This is a genomic window from Humisphaera borealis, from assembly GCF_015169395.1.
Taxonomy (GTDB): Bacteria; Planctomycetota; Phycisphaerae; order Tepidisphaerales; family Tepidisphaeraceae; genus Humisphaera; species Humisphaera borealis.
This window is the reverse complement of the sequence record NZ_CP063458.1, coordinates 5,931,334-5,954,380: the sequence shown is the minus strand read 5'-3', so window position 1 is coordinate 5,954,380 and position 23,047 is coordinate 5,931,334. Positions and strand designations below refer to the sequence as shown.

General features: G+C 64.0%; 19 protein-coding genes. 12 read left to right on the top strand and 7 right to left on the bottom strand.

The annotated features are described in order from the left end of the window. Positions 1-35: 35 nt before the first annotated feature. The gene (locus IPV69_RS22390) at positions 36-968 is read left to right on the top strand and encodes an MBL fold metallo-hydrolase (RefSeq protein WP_206291954.1); all 933 of its coding nucleotides are present in this window, start codon (positions 36-38) and stop codon (positions 966-968) included. A gap of 92 nt (positions 969-1,060) precedes the next feature. Here the strand turns inward: IPV69_RS22390 and IPV69_RS22385 are convergent, their stop codons facing one another. The 3 genes from IPV69_RS22385 to IPV69_RS22375 all read right to left on the bottom strand — a co-directional run bounded on the left by IPV69_RS22385 (position 1,061) and on the right by IPV69_RS22375 (position 4,949). Then, positions 1,061-2,461, bottom strand: a complete 1,401-nt coding sequence (locus tag IPV69_RS22385; RefSeq protein ID WP_206291953.1) for an MFS transporter — start codon at positions 2,459-2,461, stop codon at positions 1,061-1,063. A gap of 105 nt (positions 2,462-2,566) precedes the next feature. Next, complete coding sequence (locus IPV69_RS22380) at positions 2,567-3,472, bottom strand: thiamine-phosphate kinase (RefSeq protein ID WP_206291952.1); 906 nt, start codon at positions 3,470-3,472, stop codon at positions 2,567-2,569. Positions 3,473-3,752: 280 nt separating this feature from the next. Then, positions 3,753-4,949, bottom strand: a complete 1,197-nt coding sequence (locus IPV69_RS22375) for a class I SAM-dependent methyltransferase (protein ID WP_206291951.1) — start codon at positions 4,947-4,949, stop codon at positions 3,753-3,755. Positions 4,950-5,065: 116 nt separating this feature from the next. Here IPV69_RS22375 and IPV69_RS22370 point away from each other — a divergent pair, with 116 nt between their 5' ends. Continuing rightward, positions 5,066-7,882, top strand: a complete 2,817-nt coding sequence (locus IPV69_RS22370) for a tetratricopeptide repeat protein (RefSeq protein WP_206291950.1) — start codon at positions 5,066-5,068, stop codon at positions 7,880-7,882. A gap of 71 nt (positions 7,883-7,953) precedes the next feature. Beyond that, positions 7,954-8,685: a YebC/PmpR family DNA-binding transcriptional regulator gene (locus tag IPV69_RS22365; RefSeq protein WP_206291949.1), complete on the top strand. Its 732-nt coding sequence runs from the start codon at positions 7,954-7,956 to the stop codon at positions 8,683-8,685. Positions 8,686-8,792: 107 nt separating this feature from the next. Here the strand turns inward: IPV69_RS22365 and IPV69_RS22360 are convergent, their stop codons facing one another. Then, positions 8,793-8,945: a hypothetical protein gene (locus IPV69_RS22360; RefSeq protein ID WP_206291948.1), complete on the bottom strand. Its 153-nt coding sequence runs from the start codon at positions 8,943-8,945 to the stop codon at positions 8,793-8,795. A gap of 371 nt (positions 8,946-9,316) precedes the next feature. On the opposite strand from IPV69_RS22360, the gene IPV69_RS22355 reads away from it, so the two are divergent. From IPV69_RS22355 to IPV69_RS22320, 8 genes are all read left to right on the top strand, one after another. After that, positions 9,317-9,799, top strand: coding sequence for a DinB family protein (locus IPV69_RS22355; protein WP_206291947.1), 483 nt, complete (start codon positions 9,317-9,319; stop codon positions 9,797-9,799). A gap of 107 nt (positions 9,800-9,906) precedes the next feature. Further along, positions 9,907-11,118 carry an RluA family pseudouridine synthase gene (locus IPV69_RS22350; RefSeq protein ID WP_206291946.1) on the top strand — a complete coding sequence of 404 codons (1,212 nt, stop codon included), beginning with the start codon at positions 9,907-9,909 and terminating at the stop codon, positions 11,116-11,118. A gap of 292 nt (positions 11,119-11,410) precedes the next feature. Next, positions 11,411-11,683, top strand: a complete 273-nt coding sequence (locus IPV69_RS22345; protein WP_206291945.1) for a Sec-independent protein translocase subunit TatA/TatB — start codon at positions 11,411-11,413, stop codon at positions 11,681-11,683. A gap of 194 nt (positions 11,684-11,877) precedes the next feature. Next, on the top strand, positions 11,878-12,219 hold the full coding sequence (locus IPV69_RS22340) for a Sec-independent protein translocase subunit TatA/TatB (RefSeq protein WP_206291944.1): 342 nt from the start codon (positions 11,878-11,880) through the stop codon (positions 12,217-12,219). A 235-nt stretch (positions 12,220-12,454) separates the two neighbouring features. Beyond that, positions 12,455-13,204 carry a hypothetical protein gene (locus IPV69_RS22335; RefSeq protein WP_206291943.1) on the top strand — a complete coding sequence of 250 codons (750 nt, stop codon included), beginning with the start codon at positions 12,455-12,457 and terminating at the stop codon, positions 13,202-13,204. Positions 13,205-13,394: 190 nt separating this feature from the next. Beyond that, complete coding sequence (gene proC, locus IPV69_RS22330; RefSeq protein WP_206291942.1) at positions 13,395-14,264, top strand: pyrroline-5-carboxylate reductase; 870 nt, start codon at positions 13,395-13,397, stop codon at positions 14,262-14,264. Between the two features lie 221 nt (positions 14,265-14,485). After that, complete coding sequence (locus tag IPV69_RS22325; protein WP_206291941.1) at positions 14,486-14,944, top strand: DoxX family membrane protein; 459 nt, start codon at positions 14,486-14,488, stop codon at positions 14,942-14,944. 44 nt (positions 14,945-14,988) lie between these two features. Further along, complete coding sequence (locus IPV69_RS22320) at positions 14,989-15,654, top strand: DUF2459 domain-containing protein (RefSeq protein ID WP_206291940.1); 666 nt, start codon at positions 14,989-14,991, stop codon at positions 15,652-15,654. A 21-nt stretch (positions 15,655-15,675) separates the two neighbouring features. Here the strand turns inward: IPV69_RS22320 and purN are convergent, their stop codons facing one another. From purN to IPV69_RS22305, 3 genes are all read right to left on the bottom strand, one after another. Further along, the gene (gene purN, locus IPV69_RS22315) at positions 15,676-16,293 is read right to left on the bottom strand and encodes a phosphoribosylglycinamide formyltransferase (RefSeq protein ID WP_206291939.1); all 618 of its coding nucleotides are present in this window, start codon (positions 16,291-16,293) and stop codon (positions 15,676-15,678) included. Between the two features lie 274 nt (positions 16,294-16,567). After that, positions 16,568-19,468 (bottom strand): isoleucine--tRNA ligase, encoded by a 2,901-nt coding sequence (gene ileS, locus IPV69_RS22310; protein ID WP_206291938.1) that lies wholly within the window; start codon positions 19,466-19,468, stop codon positions 16,568-16,570. Positions 19,469-19,705: 237 nt separating this feature from the next. Next, entirely contained in the window at positions 19,706-21,121 is a 1,416-nt protein-coding gene (locus IPV69_RS22305; protein ID WP_206291937.1) for an MATE family efflux transporter, read from the bottom strand. A 676-nt stretch (positions 21,122-21,797) separates the two neighbouring features. Here IPV69_RS22305 and IPV69_RS22300 point away from each other — a divergent pair. Beyond that, a complete protein-coding gene (locus IPV69_RS22300) occupies positions 21,798-23,036 on the top strand; it encodes an ISL3 family transposase (RefSeq protein ID WP_206290508.1) in 1,239 nt (412 codons plus the stop codon). Positions 23,037-23,047 lie beyond the last annotated feature (11 nt).

The following is a 23,047-nucleotide window of genomic DNA, read 5'->3' as shown; positions in this document are numbered from 1 at the left end:
CCCCGCCTCATCACGCCGCTACACTCACGTTGCTCATGGAGTCTCCCCCGTTCAAAGTCGAAAAGTCGTTCCTCGTCCAGCGGTTCGCCAAGCTGAACTTCGGTTCGTTCCATCTCATCGGCTACAGCGTCGCCGGTGAAGAGACGGTCGTGCAGGTTCCGGAGTGGAACGTCTGCTTCGATTTCGGCCGGGCCCCGCACTTTGCCCTCACCAGCGACATCGTCTGCCTCTCCCACGGCCACATGGACCATGTCGCCGGCGTGGGTTACTTCCTGTCGCAGCGGTTCTTCCAGGGCATGAAGCCGGCGACCGTGCTGCTGCCGCGGGAACTGGAACGCTCGGTCGACATGCTGCTGATGTCCTGGCGTCAGGTCGAGCGGCAGACGACGCCGTATACGCTGGTCCCCATGGCGGCCAACCAGATGTACGAAGTCCGCCGCGACTTCGGCATCCGTGCCGTGCAGACTCATCACGGCGGCCCGAGCCTGGGGTATGTGTTGATCAGTATTCGCGAGAAGCTCAAGCCCGAACTCGTCGGCAAGACCGGGCCGGAACTGGTCGAGCTCAAGAAGTCCGGCGTCGACATCCAGTACCGCATCGAGGTGCCGATGGTCGCGTTCCTCGGCGATACCACCGACGGCACCGTGTTCGAGCACCCCGATGTGGTCAACGCCGAGGTGCTGGTCACCGAGTGCACGTTCTTCGAGCCCGACCACAAGTCCAAGGCCAAGCACGGCCGGCACCTGCACGTCGATCAGTTCGCGAGGATTCTGCCGGGGCTGAAGAACAAGCACATCGTGGTGACGCACGTGAGCCGCCGAACCGGCGTGCGGCGGGCGCAGCGTATCCTGCGCAAGTTCGTCGGCTCTGCCGAGATGGACCGCATCCACTTCCTGATGGATTTCGAAGGCGCCGCCGACGGCGGTGACATGGAAGACGCCGGCCCGCCACCGGCCGACGCCGTGTAGGGTCCGCCTTGGCGGACGCGATCGGCGGGACGCTTCAACATCTTTCATGACCCCCGCCATGCCGGCGCGAAACGCGTCCGCCAAGGCGGACCCTACTTGTCGCGCAAATCGGGCATTTTAAGCGCGATCAGCATCGCCGGCACGAACAACGCCGATACGCCGAGCAGCGCCAATCGCAGATCCAGGTCCTTCACCACGAACGCGAAGATGACCGTCCCCGCCGCCGCGACGATGCGGCCGATGTTGTAGCTGAAGCCCGCGCCGGTCGTACGCAGGAGCGTCGGGAACAGCGGCGGCAGATACATCGTAAACAGTCCCATCACGCCGGAGCAGAAGCCGACGATCGGCATCCACATCCGCAGCTCCTCATGGCCGCGCGGCTTGTAGTAGGTCGCGACCAGCGTCACGATGAAGAGGAAGCACATTACCGCGACCGCGTTGCGATAGCCGATCTTCCGGGCGATGCCCGATGCGAAAAAATTGCCGAGAATCGAGATCCCGATCACCCACAGGAACGCGACGGCGGTGAACTGGTCGCGCGCCCCGTCGGGCATGCCGGCTTGCTTGGCCAGGCCGCCGAGGTGCTGGAGCGACCAGAACATGAACGCCCACCAGCCGGTGAGGGCGGTGGCGCAAACGCCGATGGTCAGCAGCGTGGTCCGCCGCACGTCGCCGCGGAACAGATCCATCATCGTCGGCTTGCGTTCGTCGGAGACGCGGGCTTGGGCGGCCGTCCACTCGGCCGGTTCGGGGACATGCCGGCGAATCCAGAAGACCAGCAGCGCGGGGACGATGCCGACGAGGAAGACCGACCGAAGGTAGAAGTTCGGCGGCAGGTCCTTGAAGAAGCCGGCGAGAAACTCGTACGTCGCCGGGTTGGCCAGGACGAACACGCACCCGCACGCCAGCAGCACGCCCAGGTTCACGCCCGTCTGCAACACCGCGGCGATCCAGGCGCGCCAGCGGGCGGGCCAGGTCTCCGACAGCAGCGCCGACCCGACGGCCCATTCCCCGCCGATGCCCAGCGCCGCCAGGAACCGGCAGATCAGCAGGTGCCACCACTCGGTCGCGAAGAAGGATAAACCGGTGAACAGGGCGTAGGTCAGGATCGTCAGCGACAATGCCCGGCTGCGTCCGAGCAGGTCACCCAGCCGTCCGAAGAACCCGCCGCCCAATGCCCAGCCGACCAGGAACGCGGCCTGGATGAACGCGCTCTTCTCCTTTACGTCGGCCGACGAAGGACTGGCCGAGTGCAGCAGCACCGCAACGAAGGGTGCCGCCACCAGCGTGTACAGGTGCATGTCCAGGCCGTCGAACAGCCAGCCCAGCCAGGCGGCGATGCCGCTCTTCCACTGCTGTGGCGAGAGTTCGCTGAGCCGGGTCGCCTCGCGCTGAACGGTCGAAGGCGAAGCCTGAACGGTCGGGGCATCGACGTTCGGGGCGGCGGTGCCGCCGGCAGGATCCACAGACGCAGGTGAGATGGAACTGGACATGGTTGGTGTGCGGATTGTCTTGTGCGACTAAGGCCAAGGTCAAGTTGAATGTCACGCGGGAACCCCGAGCTCCAGCTCGGCCCGAAGTTGCGAAGCCCTGTCCGACTACAGCCGATGCTCCCACCCGCGCACCGGCATCGCGGTGCGCTGGCCCCCGTGGTCCAGCCAGACGCCCTGCCCTTCGATCACTTTGCCGATGCGGATCATTCCCAGGTCCAGCGCCATCGCCTCGGCTTCGGGCGGGAGGACGGCGAGCAGCTCATGGTCCTCCCCATCGTGAAGGGCGTGGTCGATCGGGGCAACGCCATCCCGCTGCGATAGCGTCCTGGCGTCGTCGTGAACCGGCACGGTCGCCGCCTCGATGACCAGGCCTACCCCGCTCTCGGCGGCGATATGGCCGGCGTCGCGCGACAGGCCGTCGGACAGGTCGATCATCGCGTGGATGTCCTCACCCGTCGCCAGCTTTCGTGCCAGTTCGACGCGCGGCGTAAACGTCATGTGTCGGCCGAGGATGCTTCCGCCGAGCGGACCGCTGACGTACAGGCCGTCGCCGACTTTCGCGCCCTTTCGAGTCACCGGCGCAATACCGGCCGATCGGCCCAAGATGGTGACCGTGACCGCCAGTTTGCCCGCCCACGATCCGGTGTCACCGCCGACGATCGGACAATCGAACACCTCGCCTGCCGCCTTGATGCCCAGGTAAAGTTCCTTGGCGTATTCGTCGCCGCAGCCCTGCGGTAGCGCGACCGATACCACCGCCCCCGCCGGCAGGCACGCCATCGCGGCGCAATCGGACAGGTTGCGGTTCATCACCTTCCGTCCGATGTCGCCCGGCGAATGGACGGTCGAATCAAAGTGAACGCCGTCAAGCACCTGGTCGACGCCAACCAGTAGCAGATCTGCGTCCGTCCAGCGAAGGACGGCCAAATCATCGCCCGCCGGCACGGGCACGGCGGACGACGCCGTCTGTTGCTGGCGGAGCCAGTGAATAAATGCGAATTCGCCGGGCATGGGAGGGGGAGTATGAGGGATCAGGGAACAACACGGAAGACGGAAAAGCGGGCGACTCTTCTAAAGCAAAGACGCGCTCGATGTCATCCTTGGGTACTTCGAAGGACCAGTTAACCGGGGTGAGACAACGTTCGCACTCGGTGCCACGGGTCGGCGGTACTCCGCGGACCCGTGCGGTCGGCCCAACTCGCGCACGGGTCTCCGGAGTACCGGCGATCCGTGGCACCCGTGTGACGGGAGACGTTCTGTCGTACGTCTGTCCCGGGTGTTCGCAGTCGGCTCATAGTGCCAACACTTCCGCCTGTATCCCCCTGCCGCGCAAGTCCGCCGTGATCTCCTGTCGATAAATCGGGTTCATCAGCACGACGACCTCCGGCGGATCGGCGGCGAGGTCCTGCGGGCCGACGATCTTCGATCCCGAGGTCGGCAGATACGTGTCCTGCTTATGCGGGTTGATGTCCACCACCGCCGGCACCTGCTCGTGCGTCAGTCCCAGCGTGCTGAGAAACCCGACGGCCTTGGAACTGGCACCCCATAGCGCCAAACGTTTGCCGGCGGCGCGGGTGCGGTCGACGACCTCATGCCAAGTTTCGATCCGCTTCTTGCAGACCTGCGGAAAGTCGGCGACAGCTTTAACGAACGAGAGATCCACCGTGCTGCACGCCTCCCGACGAGGATCAGCCGACGACTCACCTATCGGTGCCGGTTTCGCCTCAAGCACGATGTATTGCCCGTCGAACTCCATCGTCACGTCGAGCACCTCAAACCCGCACCGCACGAAAAGATCGCGAATCGTGTCTTTCGTGAAGTACGAGCAGTGCTCGTAATACAAATCCCAGAACGCGCCCTCGTGGAGAATACGGAGCGTATCGGGCACTTCAAACCCGATGCGGATGTGCCGCCGGTCGCCGACGACGCTGCGGACCATCGATACAAACCGCCGAACGTCGGGAATATGTTCCAACGTGTGACGGCAGCAGATGAAGTCGAGCGATCGGACGGCGGAGCGCTGGTCGAAGAAGTCGGCGACCCATTCGATATCGAGCCCCTGCGTCTCGGGCAGCCGGGCCGGGTCGAGCGTCGGATCGAACCCGATCCCCCGGCTCGGGCCGATGCGGCACATCGTCGCGAGGAACTCTCCCTTGCCGCAACCGATTTCCGCGATCGTCCTGCCGGACAGGTCGTACCGCTCCACCCAGCGATTGCCGAGCGACCTGGCAAACGCGTTAAACGTGCCAGAGAACCCCTGGCTGGCTTCGTACTTCGCCGACAGGTTCTGGCTGGCCGGGTCGAACGCGAGGTTGGTGATGAACCCACACCCCCGGCAGGCCGCGAGCCGAAGGTCGCCGGTCGGCATCGCCAACGCCTCCTCGCGCGTCTCCAGCAGCAGGTTGCTCTGGAGCGGAACGCGGTCGAGTGCGTAAAGCGGCTGCAGGTCGGCCGATCGGCAGGAGGGGCAGGTGTGGGTGGTTGGCATAGTCACCGGGGCATTAAACACGAAGGTCGTTCCGTCACCCAGCGCGGTTACGCAAGCCTCGACTTCCGCGCACGACATATCCGCAAAAATGCCCAACTTCCCCGGGCCGATCGTCAATGCGTCGGGTAAACTCTGCCGCGATGTTGCTCCTGTCGCGAGCCTCTGGCTGGTTGGCGATCCTTCTGCTGATCGTTTCGGTGGCCGGCTGCGCCCAGCAAACGGTCTCGACCCCGCATCCCGCCGCCGCGACGACCGGGCCGGCGACCTGGACGCTGGACCAGATCGGCCCGGCGCCGCGTCTGCCAGCCGCTGCCACCCGCCCCGCCGATGACCTGCCGTCCCTTGATGCGATTGCGCTGTTCGCTCGTGCCCGTGCCGCCAGCCAGGACGACGACCGCGCCACCGCGATCGCGCTGCTGAAGCAGGCCCTTAGTCTTGATCCTGACAGCTACGAGCTTCACTCGGAACTGGGTTCGCTCTACCGCGAAGGCTTCGGCTTTCAGCCGGCGGCACTGGCCGAGTTCGAGAAGGCCGCTGAAATCGAGCCCGACCGCATCGATGCCCAGCTTGATGTCGCCCGGCAACTGCTTGCCAACGGAGACAACACCGCCGCGTTCCATCGGCTGCGCCTGGCGATCCAGACCTCGCAATACGCCGCCGGCCATGTGCGGTCGGCCGAGGCGGATTTCCTGCTCGCCCATTCCATGCGTGAGCTGGGCTACGACCGCGCCGCCCTCGACCGGTTCGAACTGCTGCTCGACCGCCTGTCCCGTGGTGACATCGAGCGGTCGGACGAGGTCGCCCGCATTCTGAACACCCGGCTGTTCATGCAAATCGGCGATCTCTACATCAAGCGCGATCGGCCGGCTGATGCGTTGCGTGCCTACCGTACCGCCGAGGGAACGCTCGACGGCTCACGCGATATCGACGTCAAGTCGCGGGTGGTGCGGGCGATGATGCTCGACGGGCAGGTCAACGAAGGCATGGCGCGGGCGGCCGATGTGGTCCGGCAGTTCGGCGCGTCGCCGGCGGCGCTGTCTCTGCTGCGGGATGTCTATTCCGCCGTGGGCCGGCCCGAGGGGGTTACCTCAGCACTGGCCGATCTGCACCGCCAGTTTCCGGACGACCGACAACTGCTCTTCGCACTGTGCGAAGTGCTTGCCGCCGACCGCCGGTTTGACGCGGCCGACGAGCAGCTGACTGTCGCGTGGCAGCGCACGCCGGGCAGCCCGGCGCTGCTGGTCCGCTGGTTCCGGCTGCGGTTCGATCGGGATCCAGAGTCGGCCGTCAGGCTGCTGGCCGATTTGTTGACCGAATCGTCGAGTGTCGCCGGGCAGATCGATCCTGTCTGGCGGCGGATGACCTCGGTCGAGGGTCGCGAGGCGTTCCCGCTCGAGCGGCTGTTGGCGATGCGGCCGCCCGCCGGCGCAAAGGCGGCGCACGCGTTCATCATTCATCGCGTCGCCCGCGACTGGCCGCGCGCGTCGCTATCCCGGCGGTCGCTGGACGCATCGCTCGCAGCGCGGCCACCGTTTGCACCCGCGTTTGCCGACAAGCTCGAAGAGGTATTGACCGATCCCCGTCTTCCGCCGCACGCACGGCTTACGGCGGCTGATGCGCTGGCGTCGGCAGCGGAACTGGCCGGTGACCCGGGCCTTGCCGATCTTCTTCGCGGGCGGATTGCCCTGGTGCGCGGCGACGGTGCCGACGCGCAGGCATGCTTCCAGGCCGCCATCCAGCGGAACCCCAACGTACCGGAAGCGCGCCTCGGCCTTGCCGCCGCTGGGGTGTTGGCCGGAGAAGTCTCAGCCGCCGTGCAGCAGGCCTGGGCCGTCGCGCGAGCGTTTCCGGAGTACGAGCCGGCGTTTGTGTTTCTTGATGCACACCCCGATCGCGCCGACCCGCCCCGGGTTTTTGCCGACTGGAAACTGTCGCAGCCGGCTGGCGAGCCGGTCAGTCCGGAGCTTTCGCTGCGGCAGGCCGAGGATCAGATCGAACGAGGTAACACGGAGGGAGCCGAACTTCTGCTGGCCGACCTGGACCGACAGTCCCCCGCCGACGCCCGGCTGCTCGACCTGCACGGCCGGATTGAGTTTGTCACGGCCAATGCCTCGGCATCGGCAGTGCCCATGGAGGTGTCCGCTCAGCCACGCCAAAAGGCAAGGCTCGAAAAGCTGATTGACCAGGGAAAGAACCTGGGTCCCGCGGGCCTGACGGAAGTCGCGGCGCGCCTCTCGGCAATCTACGCGAGAGAAGGTCGGCCCGCGGACGCCGCTCGCCCGCTGGCGGCGGCCAGGCCGCTTGTCGGCGGCGAGCCCGACCTGCTGTACCGACTGGCCGTGCAGGCCCGGGCCTGTGGCGACGACCGGGCGGCCGAAACCTGGCTGCAGTCGGCGCTGGAGATCGATCCCGAGAACGCCGCTGTGATGGAAGAACTTTCGTCGCTCTGGGCATCGACCGGCAAGCATCTGGAAGCCGCCGAGAAGCTCGCCCGTCAGGCGGCCGAGCGCTTTCCGCAGGCACCGGGGTTGCGCGGGAACGTCGGCTGGGTGCTGTATCGCGCCGGGCGGCTGACAGAGGCCCGAGACGAACTGCTGGCGGCGATCCGACAGAGCGAAGGCCCGGCTGGAGCCGCAGGAGCGAAATCCAATCTTCCCGCGACCAATCCGGCGGGCGTCAATCCGCCGGGTATTGCCGAGGGACCTGTCGTCGATCCGGTGCTCCTCGACCGCACCGGCGATGTGTTGTATCGTCTGGGCGATCGTCCGTCGGCGGCGGCGCTTTGGGAAAGGGCCCAACGCCGGCTCGGCGACGCCGACGTCGCGACTGCGGACCGCGCCGACATCCGTGCCCTCCGGCAGAGCCTGCCCAGGAAGCTCAAGCAGCATCGCACGGGGCAGGAGGTCCAGGTGTCAACGTCGGCATCGCGATAGGCCTGGTACCACCGATCCGTGGTACCAGAATCCGTTGGTCATCGGCTTCTTTTGTAGAGAGCATTCAAACCATGGCCGGTCATAGTCACTGGGCAAAAATCAAGCGAGCGAAGGGCGCCAACGACAAGAAGCGCGCCAAGGTCTGGAGCAAGATCGCCCGCAAGATCATCATCGCCGCCAAGGCCGGCGGCGGCGATCCTGCCGACAACCTCTCGCTGCGCTACGTCATCGAAGAGGCCAAGGGCGTCAACATGACGAAGGACACCATCACCAATGCCATTAAAAAAGGCACGGGTGAGCTGGGTGCCGAAAACTACGAAGATGCGGTTTACGAAGGCTATTGCAGCGGCGTGGCGATCATCGTCGAGGCCCTGACCAACAATCGCGCCCGCACCGTTGCCGACCTCCGCTTCATGTTCGAAAAGCACGGCGGCAGCTTCGCCGCCACCGGCTCGGTGCTGTTTCAGTTTACCAAGCAGGGGGTCATCACGATCAAGTCCGAAGGCGTTGATGAAGACACCCTGATGGAACTGGCCCTAGAATCCGGAGCCGAAGACGTTCGCAACGAAGGGGAAGTGTTCGAGGTCGTCACCACCCCCACGGCGTTCCACAAGGTCCGCAATACGCTCGGCGAGAAGTACACGCTGGAAGGGTCGGAGATCGCATATGTCGCCAACAGCACCGCGCAGGTCGATGTCGAAGTCGGGCACAAGCTGCTGAAACTGGTTGATGCGCTGGAAGACAACGACGACGTGCAGAATGTCAGCCATAACGCCGAGATCCCGGAAGCGGCGATGGCGTAAGCGATCGCAATCGGGCAACGAGGAGAATCGGTTTTCAAACGCAGACGGCGACGGGCACCTGGGTGTCCGTCGCCGTCTGCGTTGGTAAGGATTCGAGCGACAACGCGCTACTTGCCCTTTGCGGCGACGCTGCGGGCCGTTCCTTCGTTGCGGGAGAATCGCCCGCTCAGCGGGCCGTTCGTGGTCACCTTCTCCTTCTTGTTACCGGCGGCCTTGGTGCTCGCTTTTCCCGATGGGACTTTGTCAGGTCGATTTGCCATAGCATTCATCCTTTCAGCTACGAAGACCTTACGCCGTGGGAAACGCAATATGAATGCGTCAACGGGCTGCATCTGACGTGGGACTGCGGCTGAGGTGCCGTAGGAGTCGTCCCTAGATGTCCGATCGTGATTCGCGCCCTGGGACCGCCGAGCGCCTGCTCGGCTCTTCCATATGCCGAGCGGGCGCTCGGCGGTCCCAGGCTGCGAATGGGCGAGAATCGAGGACACCCATTTCAGTGACCGTGCGAGAATCAGCTCTTTGGTGGTGCAGCCATTTCGGTCGCGGCGGGACGCCTGCACAATCGCGTGACGCGGTCGTTATGGATTTCCCTACCTTGTCACATCCGCAGTCTGTCGCGAATCTGACCGGCATGAATTACGAAGTCCTGCTCAAGTATTACGGAGACAGCCTGGCCGCGATCGAGAAACTGATGGCAGACGTGCCCGACGAGCGGCTGGCCGAGCAGCCCGCGGGCCTGCGCAATCATCCGGCCTGGACGCTGATGCATTTGTGCGTCGGCAATGATTTCTGCCTGCAGTCGGTCGCCCGGGCACCGGTTTGTCCGCCTGACTGGGGCGCGCTGGCCGCGCCAGGGTCGCAGCCCAAGCCGGAGCGGTCGGCCTATCCGTCGAAGGATACGCTGCTCCAGACCCTTCAGAAGCAGCACGTGCTGGTCGCCGAGGGCGTCCGCGCCGCCCCGCCGGGCCATTTCGACCTGCCCGCCCCGGAACGCGTCCGGTCGTTCGCGGCGACGCTGGGTCATATTGTCGCGTACATGCTTGCCGCGCACGAGAACAACCACCTCGGGCAGCTGCAGGCGTGGAAGCGCGTCGCGGGCCTGGGCAAGGCGTAGAGGGAAGTGGGCGGCGTGCATCGATTGCAGGGTGCCTGCGTTGGATGACGGCCGGCAAGCGCATTGCGTGCTTTGTCCGCCGGGCGTTGTCCCGTACCCTGTCGTCGATGTCCGCCGACCCTGACAAAGACGCCCCCGACCTGGACCTTCCCGAAGGCGGTCCGGTCATGCCTGCCGACGCCGACTCGTCCGCCGTCGAGGCCGACGACGCCGAAGACCTCCGCCATTTCAAGTGGAAGGTGACCAAGAACCTGACCCGCCGGATCGACCAATACCTGGTCGATCGCGTCGGTTACCTGTCGCGTAACGGCGTGCAGAAGGTCATCGGCGAAGGGTTGGTGAAGGTCAACGGCCGCGTCGCCAAGGCATCGTATCGGCCGCGGGATGGCGACGTCATCGAGATGGTCGCCCCGCCGGAACCGATCAGCGAACTGGTCCCCGAGAACATCCCGCTCGAAGTCGTCTACGAAGACGACCACATTCTCGCGATTAATAAGCAGGCCGACCTGATCGTCCACCCCGCCCGCGGCAAATGGACCGGCACCCTCGTCAACGGGCTGGTCTACTACGGCAAAAAGTGGAGCAAGCTCAACGGCGACTGGCGGCCGGGCATCCTGCACCGGCTCGACCGCAACACCACCGGCATCATGCTCGTCGCCAAGAGCGATGAGGCCCATTGGCGTGTCGCGCGGCAGTTCGAAAACCGCACGATCCAGAAGACCTACATGTCGATCTGTCACGGCGTGCCGCAACTGAAGGGCAACGTCATCGACATGCCGATTGGCCGGGATAAGTACATCCGCGAGAAGCAGGCCGTCCGCAAGGAAGAGAACGGCGGCCGCCAGGCAGTGACGCTGTACGAGGTGCAGGAAACCTACACCGCCCCGCCGGGCCTGATGATGGAGCACGGCAGCCACGCCGCCGACAAGCTGCTGCCGATGCCGGTCGGGACGACGTTTTCGCTCATCAAGCTGACGCCCAAGACCGGCCGCACCCACCAGCTTCGCGTGCATATGACGGCGATCGGCTACCCGATGGTCGGCGATACGATGTACGGCGGGAAGGTGGTGGTGATGGGGGAAGCGAGTAAGGATGAAGGCGGAAGGATGAAGGATGAATCGGAAGCCGCCTCAGGTTCATCCTTGACCCATCCTCCTTCATCCGTTGATCTGCCTTCATTCCGCTTCGCGCGGCAGGCTTTGCACGCTTACGAGATCACGTTCACCCACCCGATTTCACTGAATCCCCTCACGCTGCAGGCTCCGCTGCCGCCGGATTTCGTGGCTCTGCGGAAACTGATGGGTTCGGGCACGACATGAGTCGCGGTTGAGCTGGTGCCACGGGTCGCTGGTACTCCGGAGAACCGTGCTGTCACGCCGACCCGTGGCACCGGAGACGGGCTCAGGTGCAGCTTATGGGACGAGCCAGGTACTCGGGATATCGTTCCAACAACTCATCCTTCCCTGTGGTATAATCAGAAGCGTAAGTCCGAACCGCTAGCCGAGATTGAGATCGCGGAATCGGGCCTGAGCCTGCTTGTTCGACGGCTTTTGCCGTGCGAAACGGTCTGGCCAGACACTGTTCCGCCTTGAGTCGCAAAGGAGCTCGGCCATGCAACTCGCCTTCCTGTTCGGTCTTTCCCCCTCTCTGCCGCTCGCCTGGGGTATGCCCCACGGCTACGAGTGGATCATCATCGGTGCGATCGGTCTGCTGATCTTCGGCAAGCGTCTTCCCGGCGCGGCCAAGGGCATTGGCCAGAGCATTCTGGAGTTTAAGAAGGGGATGAAATCCGGTGCCAACGAGGCCGAGACCCCCGCCCAGATTGACGATGCCGCCGCCCCCAAGGCCCGGTTCGACCCGCAAACCGGCAAGCCGCTGGAGTAGGCGCGGTTAGCGGTCGCATCGCCGATGCACTCTCCTGTGTTTCGCCTGCGAAGCGTGCATCTTCATTGCGACCGCAAATCACACCGCCCGACGCTTGACCTGACGTCATTCACCCCCGAAAACTCGCAGGTCGGCCGACCGTTTCCGGCCCGCCGACGTACAATTGCTATCGCTTCAAACCAAGGACACCAACCATGTTGAACACACTCGCCATCGGCATGCCCCAAGGGGCGGAATGGATCGTGATCGCGGCCTTGGGCCTGCTGATCTTCGGCAAGCGCCTCCCGGAAGTCGGCCGTAGCCTGGGCAAGGGCATTGTCGAGTTCAAGAAGGGCCTGAAGGGCGTGCAGGACGAAGTGACGCAGGTCGATGAAGACATCGACCATCAGGCATCCAAGCGGCTGCCCGACCCGGCGGCGACCGTCGCCGAGAAGCCGAAGTTCGACCCCTACACCGGCAAGCCGATGGAAGAGGAGAAGCCGAAGCCCAAGTTCGACCCGTACACCGGCAAGCCGGTGGAAGAGACGACGGCCTAATGCTTGAGTCGAAAGACGAAAGTGCTGAGTGCTGAGACGAAGAAGCAAGCAATACAGCACTCAGCACTTTTAACTTTGCGCTTGATCCAAATTTGCTGACATGGGTAAGATGTAACGGATCGCCGCGAGCCGATGAGTGTCGGTGTCCGGCGTTTTGTTCTCCAGCCTTAGGATGCGACGTCCGCCCGGGGCCCCCGAGCCCTGGCATCGCGTTCAATCATCAGGGAGGCCTCCCATGCGTTTCGCCCGCCGAGCGATTGCCCTTGCCGTTGTTGCCGGTCTGGTCACGGTTCTGCCCCCTTCAACATCCGACGTCTCTGCCCAGGCCCGGCCGACGCAGGGCGTGGCCAAAGGCGCGATGTCGCGCCGGCTTCCTGACGTCAAGCTGCAGAACGTCAGCCTGGGGGATGCCATCGAGTTCATCCGCGATGTCAGCGGTGCCAACGTCACCGTCAACTGGCGCGCGTTGGAAGCGGCAGGCGTTTCCAAAGAGACCCCGATCAACGTCCGCCTTAATGGCGTGAGCCTGCGGAAGGTACTGGCCACCGTCCTCAACGAAGCCGGTGCCGGCACTGGCCTCACCTACATCGTCGACGAAGACGTCATCGAGATCACTACGCAGGCGATCGCCGATCAGAAGATGTACATGCGCATCTACCCGATCGAAGACCTGCTGCTGGAGATCCCCAACTTCGACAACGTCCCGGACTTTAGCCTCGAATCAACGACGTCGAACCAGGGTGGCGGGCAAGGCGGCGGAGGCGGAGGTGGTGGCGGCGGCCTGCTTGGCGGCGGCAACAGCCAGAAGGAAAAGGAAGTCGTCAAAACCCGCCAGGAGAAGGCCGACGAGATCATCAAGCTCATCACCGAAACCATCCGCCCCGAAGTCTGGCGCGACAACGGCGGCACCGCGAGCATCCGCTTCTTCCAGGGAAGCCTGATCGTCCTCGCCCCGCTGAGCGTCCACGAGATGATCGGCGGGTAAACGAGTCAGTCTGGGATGGAACGCTGAACGTGCCGCGCGGGTATCGCGCGGCACGTTCTTTTGTTTCTGGTTGCCTGTTACTTGTCATCGGGGCTGGCCATGGAAAGTCGTCGGTTGGACGATCTTCAGGTATACAGCCTGACAATCGCTAAAAGTGACAAGTGACAAGTGACAAGCAACAAGTAACCAAATGCCAAATGAATTAGCCATCATCGGTGCAGGGAACATGGCCGAGGCGATCGTCCGCGGTATTCTCCGCGGCGGTGTCCTTGCCGCGGATCAACTCGTCGCCGCCGACATCTCGCCCGAACGACGGGCGGTGTTCGCGGACAAGGTCGGCGTTCGCGCGGTGGAATCGAACGTCGAAGCCGTCGCCGGTGCCCGGCGGGTGTTGCTGGCGGTCAAGCCGCAGATGATGAAGGCTGCGCTGGAGCAGATCGCACCCGGCCTGCCTCACGATGCCCTGCTCGTCTCCATCGCCGCCGGTATCAGCTCGGGGTTCATCGAGCGGTCGCTTGGCCGAGGCATCCACTGGCGGGTCATCCGCACGATGCCCAATACGCCGATGCTGATGGGCCATGGCATGGTGGGCCTCGCCCGCGGGCAGTACGCGACCGCGGACGACGTCGCCGACGCCCGGCGGCTGTTTGAAGCCGCGGCCGAGGTGATCGAACTCGACGAAGACAAGCTTCACGCCGTCACCGCCATCTCCGGCTCGGGACCCGCGTACTTTTTCTTCCTCGTCGAGCAGATGATCAAAGCCGGCGTCGAACTCGGCCTGTCGCGTGAGCAGGCTTACCGGCTGGCCACACGAACCGCCTACGGCGCGGCGGCGATGATGACCCCTGACACCGATTCCCCCGAAGAACTCCGCCGCAAGGTCACCAGCCCCAACGGCACCACCCACGCCGCGATCACCCACATGGAGCAGGCGGGCCTGCCTGCGATCGTCGTCGAAGCCCTCAAAGCCGCCGACCGGCGGAGCCGGAATTGGGGGTGTGAAGCGGTGCCGGGGTCGTGTAGTGGCCGGTTGGCGGTCTTCCTCGATTCTCGCCTATAGGGTGACCTTGGACCGCCGAGCGCCTGCTCGGCTCTTCGGCGGGCCGAGCAGGCGCTCGCCGGTACCAGGCGGCCAGACGGTCGGCGTCGCCTGCCCGTGAGCGACCTCACCACGCCTCCACCCCTCTACACCGATACTTCTTCCTCTTCCGTCCCATAACCGGTTACCCTTACCGCAAATCCAACGGTTCTGCCGATTCACCCCTCACTGGAGCGTCCGTCATGGCCAATCCATTCCGCTCGGATCTCTCGAATGGTCTCGGTCTGCTCGCCGCCCGGCTTCCGCTGGGCGTCGCATTCGTCCTGTCGGGTGTCGCCAAGTTTCGCATGCCCGGCGGTGTTTCGGCGTACGTCACCGAGAACCTCTCCAGCGTGCCCCAGTACGTACCGACCCACGCGGCTGAAAAGTTTCTGATGGTCGTCCCCTACGCCCACCTGGGCCTGGGCATCCTGCTGCTGGCGGGATTACTGAGCCGGGTTAGCGCGTTCGGGGCGGCGTTGCTGTCGGTGGCGTTCGGACTGATTCTCGGATTCGTCGACACCAATCCCACTCCGTCGATGGACTCGATCACCGAACCGACAAAGTACCTCTGCTTCGCGCTGGTGACGTTCTTCGCCGGTCCGGGCATGTTCAGTGTGGATCGCCTGCTTTTCGGAAAGCCGGATCGAAGCATCGATTAAATGCCCGGCGTGTCGCCGCGGATGCCCCTGCACGGTTGTGAACCATGATGTCAAACCGCATCGCCATCCGACTGGTCGCCGCAGCGCTCCTCACCACGCTTGCAGGCTGCACGCAGGTGCAGTCGGCCGGGCAGTTCACCGATCCGGTGCGGGTTTACATCGGCGACTATGGCATCCATTCCAGTCTCTTCCTTCCGACGCAGGACAACCGCTATGTCGAATACGCGTTCGGCGACTGGGGCTATGCCGTCGAGAACCGCAATCTGCCACAAGACGCGCTGGGCGCGTTGACGGCGTCGTGGGGCGCCGGGTTCGGACGCATGTACCACGGCATCGACGCCGAGACCTCCGGCCCCAACCCCCCGCGCAAGCCTGTCGCCATGCAAGCCGTGACGTGCGACCGCCCCGACGTCTATACCTTGATCGACAAGCTGGACGTCCACTTCGAACAGCTTGCGGCAAAGAACGGATCGGCGGTGGTCAATCCCGAAACCGGCATGTCGTGGGTGAGGGAAGACCGGGACAAGCGATACAGCATCGCCAACAACTGCAATCATCTGACCGCCAAAACCCTGGAGGATCTGGGTTGCAAGGTATCAGGACTTGTCGTCTGGTCGAAGTTCAGCGTGAGCGCGCCTGCCACCGCGTCGGCTCCCCCGCCGCCGAAGAAGCCGGCAGAGAAGATTGCGGGATGGGCGGCGATCGAGTGAGGGAACGCGCCGTTCTGCCTTCTACGACGATACCACAACCCGCCGCCCCGCCACCTTCACCCGCCCTGCCTGGATCAGCCTGATCGCCTCGGGGTAGGCGATCTTTTCCTCTTCGAACACTCTTGCCGCCAGCGTCTCGGCGGTGTCGCCGTCGAGCACCGGGCAGGCGCGTTGCAGGATGATCGGTCCGTTGTCGTAGGCGTCGTCGACGAAGTGAACGGTGCAGCCCGACAGTTTGCAGCCGTGGTCGATCACCGCCTGGTGGACCCGCTTGCCGTACATGCCCTTGCCGCCAAAGCTCGGCAGCAGCGCCGGATGGATGTTGATGATCTTCCCAGCGTACTTCGCCGGGATCTTGAGCAGCGACATCCAGCCGGCCATCACGACCAGATCGACACCGGCGTCGTCAATGAGCTGAAAGACCTGCTTCGAGAAGTCCGCGAGGTCGGGAATGCCGGCGCGTTCGACGACGAAGTTCATCACCTTCGCATCCGCCGCCCGCTGCAGGCCTTTGACGCCAGGGCGCGAGGCAATCACGACGCCCACTTGTGCATCAAGCCGCCCGGCGGCAATGACGTCGAGGAGGTTCTGCAGCGTGGTTCCGCCGCCGGAGATGAGGACTGCGAGTTTGATGGGCATTGTTCTGGTCCCCTCTCCCCCGTACTCGGGGGAGAGGGTTAGGGTGAGGGGCCGAACGTCAGGCGTCGTGACTTCTCACAACGGGCCGCAACTTGTCATCCTGAGAGTATGTCACCTAAAGAGGAGCCGCGCACGGAGTGTACTCACGGAGTAAGCGGGAACGGTTACGGTTCGGGGCTCATTCCCGCTTACTCAGTGAGTACACTCCGTGCGCGGCTCTTTGCAAAGATCACGTGCCATCAAGACGACATGTAGCGCTGACAGCACTTACTTATCAACCGCGCATCGCCGCGGCGTCGCGAAGGCTCAGATCGGGATACTGTGCGTCCGTCCCGACATCCGGCCGGCGTTTCCAGCTTCGGGCGCAGGCCTGGTACGTCTCGCGCCGGTCGAGCACTTCCACCACCGCCGCCGGGCCGGCGGGGCCCTTCTCGGCGAACTGGTGGTGCCCGCAGCCGACCATGTCTTCCAGGTCGACGCCGTACGCCTGCAGCTTTCGCCGGGTCGCGTCGTCGTCCACCTTGAAGACGATCTCGGCGTCGAGCGCCTTGTACTTGCCGATCTGCCGCGTCAGCTTGTCGAGCTGGCCGAGCGCATCGGACCGCAAAGCCATGAGCTGCTTCCACTCTTCCCGCTGGTCGGCAGAGATCTCGAGCTTCAGCCGTTCCGGCAGCTTGGTCAGGTGAACCGACCAGGCATCCTTCTCGCCAGCGGGCTTGTGCGTGATCTGCTCCCACGCCTCGTCGGCGGTGAAGACGCAGATCGGCGCCAGCAGCTTCGTCAGCGCGACGGCCATCAATTGCATCACCGTCTGCGATCGGCGCCGTAGCGGCGAGTTGGGGGCATCGCAGTAAAGCCGGTCCTTCATCGCGTTGCCGTAGACGCTGCTGATCTGCACCGTGCAGAACTCGTGCAGCAGCTTGAAGACGCGGTGAAGCTGATACGTGTCGTACGCTTCGACGACGTCGCCGATGAGCTGATCGAGCTCGGCCAGCGCCCAGCCGTCGAGGCTCGACAGCGGGATGTCGGCGACCTTCACGGCGTCGGTGTCGGCGTTGAAGTCGTACAGGTTGCTCAGTAGATACCGCAGCGTGTTGCGGATCTTGCGGTACTTGTCGCCGAACTCCTGCAGCACCTTCGGGCTGGTGGGGATGTCGTTCTGGTAGTCGACGCTGGACGTCCAGAGCCGCAGCAGGTCGGCGCCGTGGCGGTCGATCTCCTGCGTCGCGGTGACATATTCCTTGTCGCTCTTGCTGACCTTGCGGCCGTCGGGTTTTACGACGAAGCCGTGCGTCAGCACCTGCTTGTAAGGCGGCTGCCCCGTCGCGCCGAGGCTCGGCAGCAACGACAACTGGAACCACCCGCGATGCTGGTCGGAGCCTTCAAGGTAAAGATCCGCCGGGAACGCCAGATCGTGGCGGGCCTGCAGGCACGAGTGCCAGGAAGAGCCGGACTCGAACCAGACGTCGAAGATGTCGGTCTCCTTGCGGAGCTTGTCTTTGGGGAACTTCGGGCCGGGGTCGAAACCGGCGAGCAGTTCGGCTGGCGAGTCGGTGAACCAGGCGTCGCTGCCCTTCTCGGCGAAGCGATTGGCGACCGCGCGGACGGAGTCGCCGGTCAGAAGGGCTTCGCCCTGCTCGTTATAGAAGACGGGGATCGGAAGACCCCAGGCGCGCTGGCGGCTGACGCACCAGTCGGGGCGGGACTTGAGCATGCCTTCCAGTCGATGCTTTCCCCATTCGGGGACGAATGCAACGGCGTCTTTCGCCGCAAGCGCGCGATCGCGAAGCGATTGCTCGCTTTGCCCCTCCCCCGGAGTGCCGGAGGAGGGGAAGTCGGCGTTCGTTTTCGAAGGCGTGTACCCCTTATCCATCGCCACAAACCACTGCTCCGTCGCCCGGAAGATGATCGGCGTCTTGCTCCGCCAGTCGTGCGGGTAGCTGTGCTTGATCGGCACTTCCGCCAGCAACACGTCGCGCGCCTTCAACTCGGCGACGATCAGCGGATTGCCTTCCTTGGTGCTCTTGCCGCGCAGGAACTCCGGCACGGAGTCGTCGAATCGGCCGTTGGCCAGGACCGGGCTGTAGATGTCGAGCTTCTCGCGGATGCCGGTTTCGTAGTCCTCTTCGCCGTGGCCGGGCGCGGTGTGAACCAGGCCCGTGCCGTCGGTCGTGGTGACATAGTCGGCCTCGACCACCCTGCCGTTGCGATCGATGAAGGGGTGGGTGTATTCGAGGCCCAGCAGCGCGTCGCCGCTGACCGAATCGATCACTTCGTACTGTTCGATGCCGGTCCGGCCTTCGAAGAACGACTTGACCAGGTCCGCCGCGATGACGCCCAGGCGTTCAACTTCGCCACGCCGATAGCGGACCAGCGCATAGTCCACTCGAGAATTGACCGCGATCGCCAGGTTCGCCGGCAGCGTCCAGGGCGTTGTCGTCCAGACGAGCAGGTGAAACGCCGACGGATTGGCCTTGCCGAACACATGCGGCTTGGCCTGCGCGGGAAACTCGACGAACACCGACGGATCGGTCACGTCTTCGTATTCCAGTTCCGCGTCGGCGAGCGCCGTCTGGTTCGCCACGCTCCAGGGAACCGGCTTGAGTTTCTTGTAGACCAGCCCGGCCTCGACGAAACGCGCAAAGACTTCCAGCGTCGCCGCCTCGTAAGGCGGGACCATTGTCAGGTACGGGTGGGCCCAGTCGCCGAGGATGCCCAGCCGCTGGAACTGCTCGCTCTGCACGCCCGCGTAGTTCTGGGCGTAGGCGAAGCAGCGCTGCCGCATCTCCAGTGTGCCGACCTCGCGGAAGTTCTTGCCTTCCTTCTTGAACTGCTCCTGGATCTTGTGCTCGATCGGCAGACCGTGGCAGTCCCAACCCGGCACATAAGGCGTCAGGAAGCCCTGCATCGTGCGGAAGCGGATGATGACGTCCTTGAGCGTCTTGTTGATCAGGTGGCCGATGTGGATGTCGCCGTTGGCGAACGGCGGGCCGTCGTGAAGGATCCACTTGGGTGCATCGGCCCGGGCGGCGAGGACGGCGTCGTAGAGCTTGCGCTCCTGCCACTTCTTCAGCCGGGCAGGCTCGTTCTGCACCAGCTTGGCCTCCATGGGGAAGCCGGTCTGGGGCAGGTTGAGCGTGTCTTTGTAGGACTTCTTGGTTGCGTCGGCGGACATGGGTATTCGCTGTCTATTCGTCTGGGGAAAACCGGGAGATCACCACGGAGGCACGGAGGGCAATCCGGCGGATCGGACGCGAATGAAGAATGAAGCACGAAGAATGAAGAACGGGGAATTGCGGGACATTGGGAAGGCGACATCTGTCCCGTTCTTCATTCTTCATTCACCGTTCTTCATTCGCATTTCCTGCCCGCCGTGTCTCCGTGCCTCCGTGGTGATCACTTCTTTCTGCAACTACGTCGGAACCACTTCCAAGCCCCGTACCTTATCGGAAGGGTCTTTGTCTTCCAACTTGATGGTTCGCCACTTCCCGCGGTGGAAGCGGAGCATGAGGAACAGGCCGACGATCACGCCGTACGTCGATGCCGCCAGCCAGGGGCCGACGACGCCCATCTGGGGCACGTATTTTGCCATCAGGTACCCGCCGCCGACGACGATCGTCCAGCAGAGCGTGCCGACTGTGATGGCGGGCACGAAGGTGTCGCCGGCCCCGCGCAGGCCGCCGTTGTAGATCAGGTACATCGCGTCGAAGAACTGGTACACGCCGGCCAGCATCAGCAGCGTCGCGCCGGCGCTGATGACCGTCGGGTCGTCGCTGAAGACGTCCATCAGCGCCCGGCCGAAGACGACGAAGCCGATGCCGCAGATCACCATGTAGACCGCGGCCACCTTGAAGCCCAGTGTCGCCCGGGCGGCGGCGATGTCCGGGCGGCCCATGCCGATGTACCGGCCGACCAGGGCCGTCACGGCGGAACTCAGCCCGAACGCCGGCATGAAGCTCACCGACATGTACCGGAAGGTGTACGTGTTAGCCGCCATGTACGCCGCCGGGAACAGGCCGAAGACCCAGACGGTAAACAGTGACCACGCCGCGACTTCCATCACTACCTGGAAGCCCGAAGGCACGCCGGTGACGAGCAACGTGCGCATCTTGCTCCAGCGGGGCCGCCAGTCGAAGCCGTTGTACTGCCTGGCGATCGGGCTCAGGAAGATGATGGCGGCGATGATGCCCCCTTCCACGACGACGGCGAGGTTCAACCCCCACGCCGCACCGAGAATGCCCAGCCGGGGCGCGCCCCACATGCCGTAGATGAAGGCGTAGTTGAACGGGATCATGCAGCACACGCCCGACACCGCCGCCAGCAGCACCATGCGGGGCCGCTGGATCGCGAGCATGAACTGTTCCAGCGCCATGCCGCAAAGCTTGAAGCCGGCGAACGCGACGGTGGTCTGGAAGAAGAGCGTTTCCATCCGAACCAGCTCCGGCGGATGTCCCATCGCGGTGAAGAGGGGCTTGCCCAAAAACGAGATCGGCAACGCGAGCAGACCGATGAGCACGCCGGTCCAGACGCCCTGCCACATGTACCGCCCGCAGTCGGCCAGATCCTTTCGGCCTGCCGCCTGGCTGACGAGCGCGTTGACGAGCATCATCACGCCGAAGCCGAAGCTGATGACGGTGAATGACGACAACCCCGCCTGCCCCGCCGCCGTCGCTTCCAGGTCGCCGACGTGGCTGAGCATGTAGGTGTCGATGAACTGCGCGACGGTGTACGACGCCATCTGGGCGATGGTCGGCAGCGCGATAAAGAGCAGTTCGCCAAGCGGGCTGCGGCTGATTTCGGCGGGTTGTTCGAGAGTGGGCGCGTGCATGCGTTCCCCGTTCGGTGTTCGAAAGTTGTGCGAGAACGAAAAGACCCCGAAGCCGGTCGGCGTCGGGGTCCGTGGTAATCAAACCGAAGGAGAACCCTCAATCGCGCCGGCGAATGGCAGCGGCAATCACTGCCGGGATGAACTTAGGGCGAATGAGGTTCATGGGACGATGCTCCGCACGAAGATGGTAGCCCCGTGTTGAGGGAAGTCAAACCGGGTTTCGAAGGAAGAAAGGGAACCACAGATGCACACAGATCTGCGCAGATCAAGGCAGGCTACGACTGGAGAAGATGCGAAAACGCGTAGACGCAATGGAGCCTTTCAGCCTGTTGCCGGCGAGCGAATTGGGTCGCCGGAAGTCGGGTTTCAACACGAAGGCACGAAGGCACGAAGAAAGATTGGGAAACTCGGCCAACCGAGAAAAGCCGCTTCGCTTCTGCCTTTTCTTTGTGCCCTTCGTGACTTCGTGCCTTCGTGTTGAAATCGGACTTCCAGGCGGCAACCCGCGCGGGCATGGCAAGAAGAATGGTTCCAAAGGGGACCGGTGGCCTGCGGTTTGGCACAACGATAAAGAATGGTTCTTCTCCCATCTGCGGGGAGTGAAGGATAGGAATAGAGCAACGGCAGCCGCTGCGTATCTTGGAGTTACCAGGCTTCAAGACGCAGGAGGCTGCCGTTGTCGATCGAAGAACTTACCGCCCTCCTCGGCGGCTGGAAAGGCTATACGCTCGGGACCGTCGGACGCGTCGAACCCGGCCAGCACGGACCGACCCTTCCGGAAGTTCACCTGGAACTCCATCCCGTCCGCGACCACCCCCGCGTCTGCTCCGGCTGCGGCAAGACCTGTCGCTCGATTCATGATACCGCTGAACGCTGGGTCGACGATCTGCCGATTTTCGACGCCATGACCCGGCTGCTGGTGCATCGCGTTCGCGTCGCCTGTCCGGACTGCGGGCCGAAGGTCGAGAAGCTCGACTGGCTGGAGCCCTACGCCCGCGTGACCACCCGCATGGCCCGCAGCGTCGCGCAGCTCTGCCGGGTGCTGCCGATCAAGCATGTCGCCGACTACTTCGGGCTGAACTGGAAGACGGTCAAGAAGATCGACAAGGCCTGGCTCACGCGTACGCTCGGACCGGTCGACCTCGACGGCGTGACGAAGCTGGCGATGGACGAGTTCGCGATCCAGAAGGGTCATCGCTATGCGACGGTCGTGATCGATCCGAACTGCAAACGCGTGCTTTGGGTGGGCCGCGGCCGCAGCCGGGAGGAGGTCCGGCCGTTCTTCGAACTGCTCGGCCCCGAGCGTTGCAAACGGATCGTGGCGGTGGCGATGGACATGAACGCCGCGTACGACCTGGAGGTGCGGGAACACTGTCCCAACGCCGAGGTGGTGTACGACCTGTTCCACGTCGTCGCCAAGTACGGGCGTGAGGTGGTGGACCGGGTCCGCGTGGACGAGGCGAACAAGGTGAAAGACGACAAGCCGGCGCGGAAGGTGATTAAGGGCTCACGCTGGCTGCTGCTGCGAAACGCCGACAACATCGAGAAGGAGCAGGACCGGATCCGGCTGGCGGAACTGCTCAAGGCCAACCGCAAGCTGGCGGCGGTCTATGTGCTGAAGGACGACCTGAAAGAGCTGTGGTTCTACCGGCACGTGGGCTACGCGAAGCAGTTCTGGGATGAGTGGTACGGCAGAGCGATCCGCAGCCGGATCGATCCGCTGAAGCGGTTCGCCGGGAAGCTCAAGGGATACTTGCCGGGGATCCTGAGTCACTGCCGATTCCCGTTGAACACTAGCGTGCTGGAGGGGATCAACAACAAGATCAAGGTGATCAAGCGGATGGCCTACGGGTATCGTGACGACGCCTATTTCTTCCTCAAGATCCGCCAGGCGTTCCCCGGAGTTGGGAGATGAACCTAAAGAAT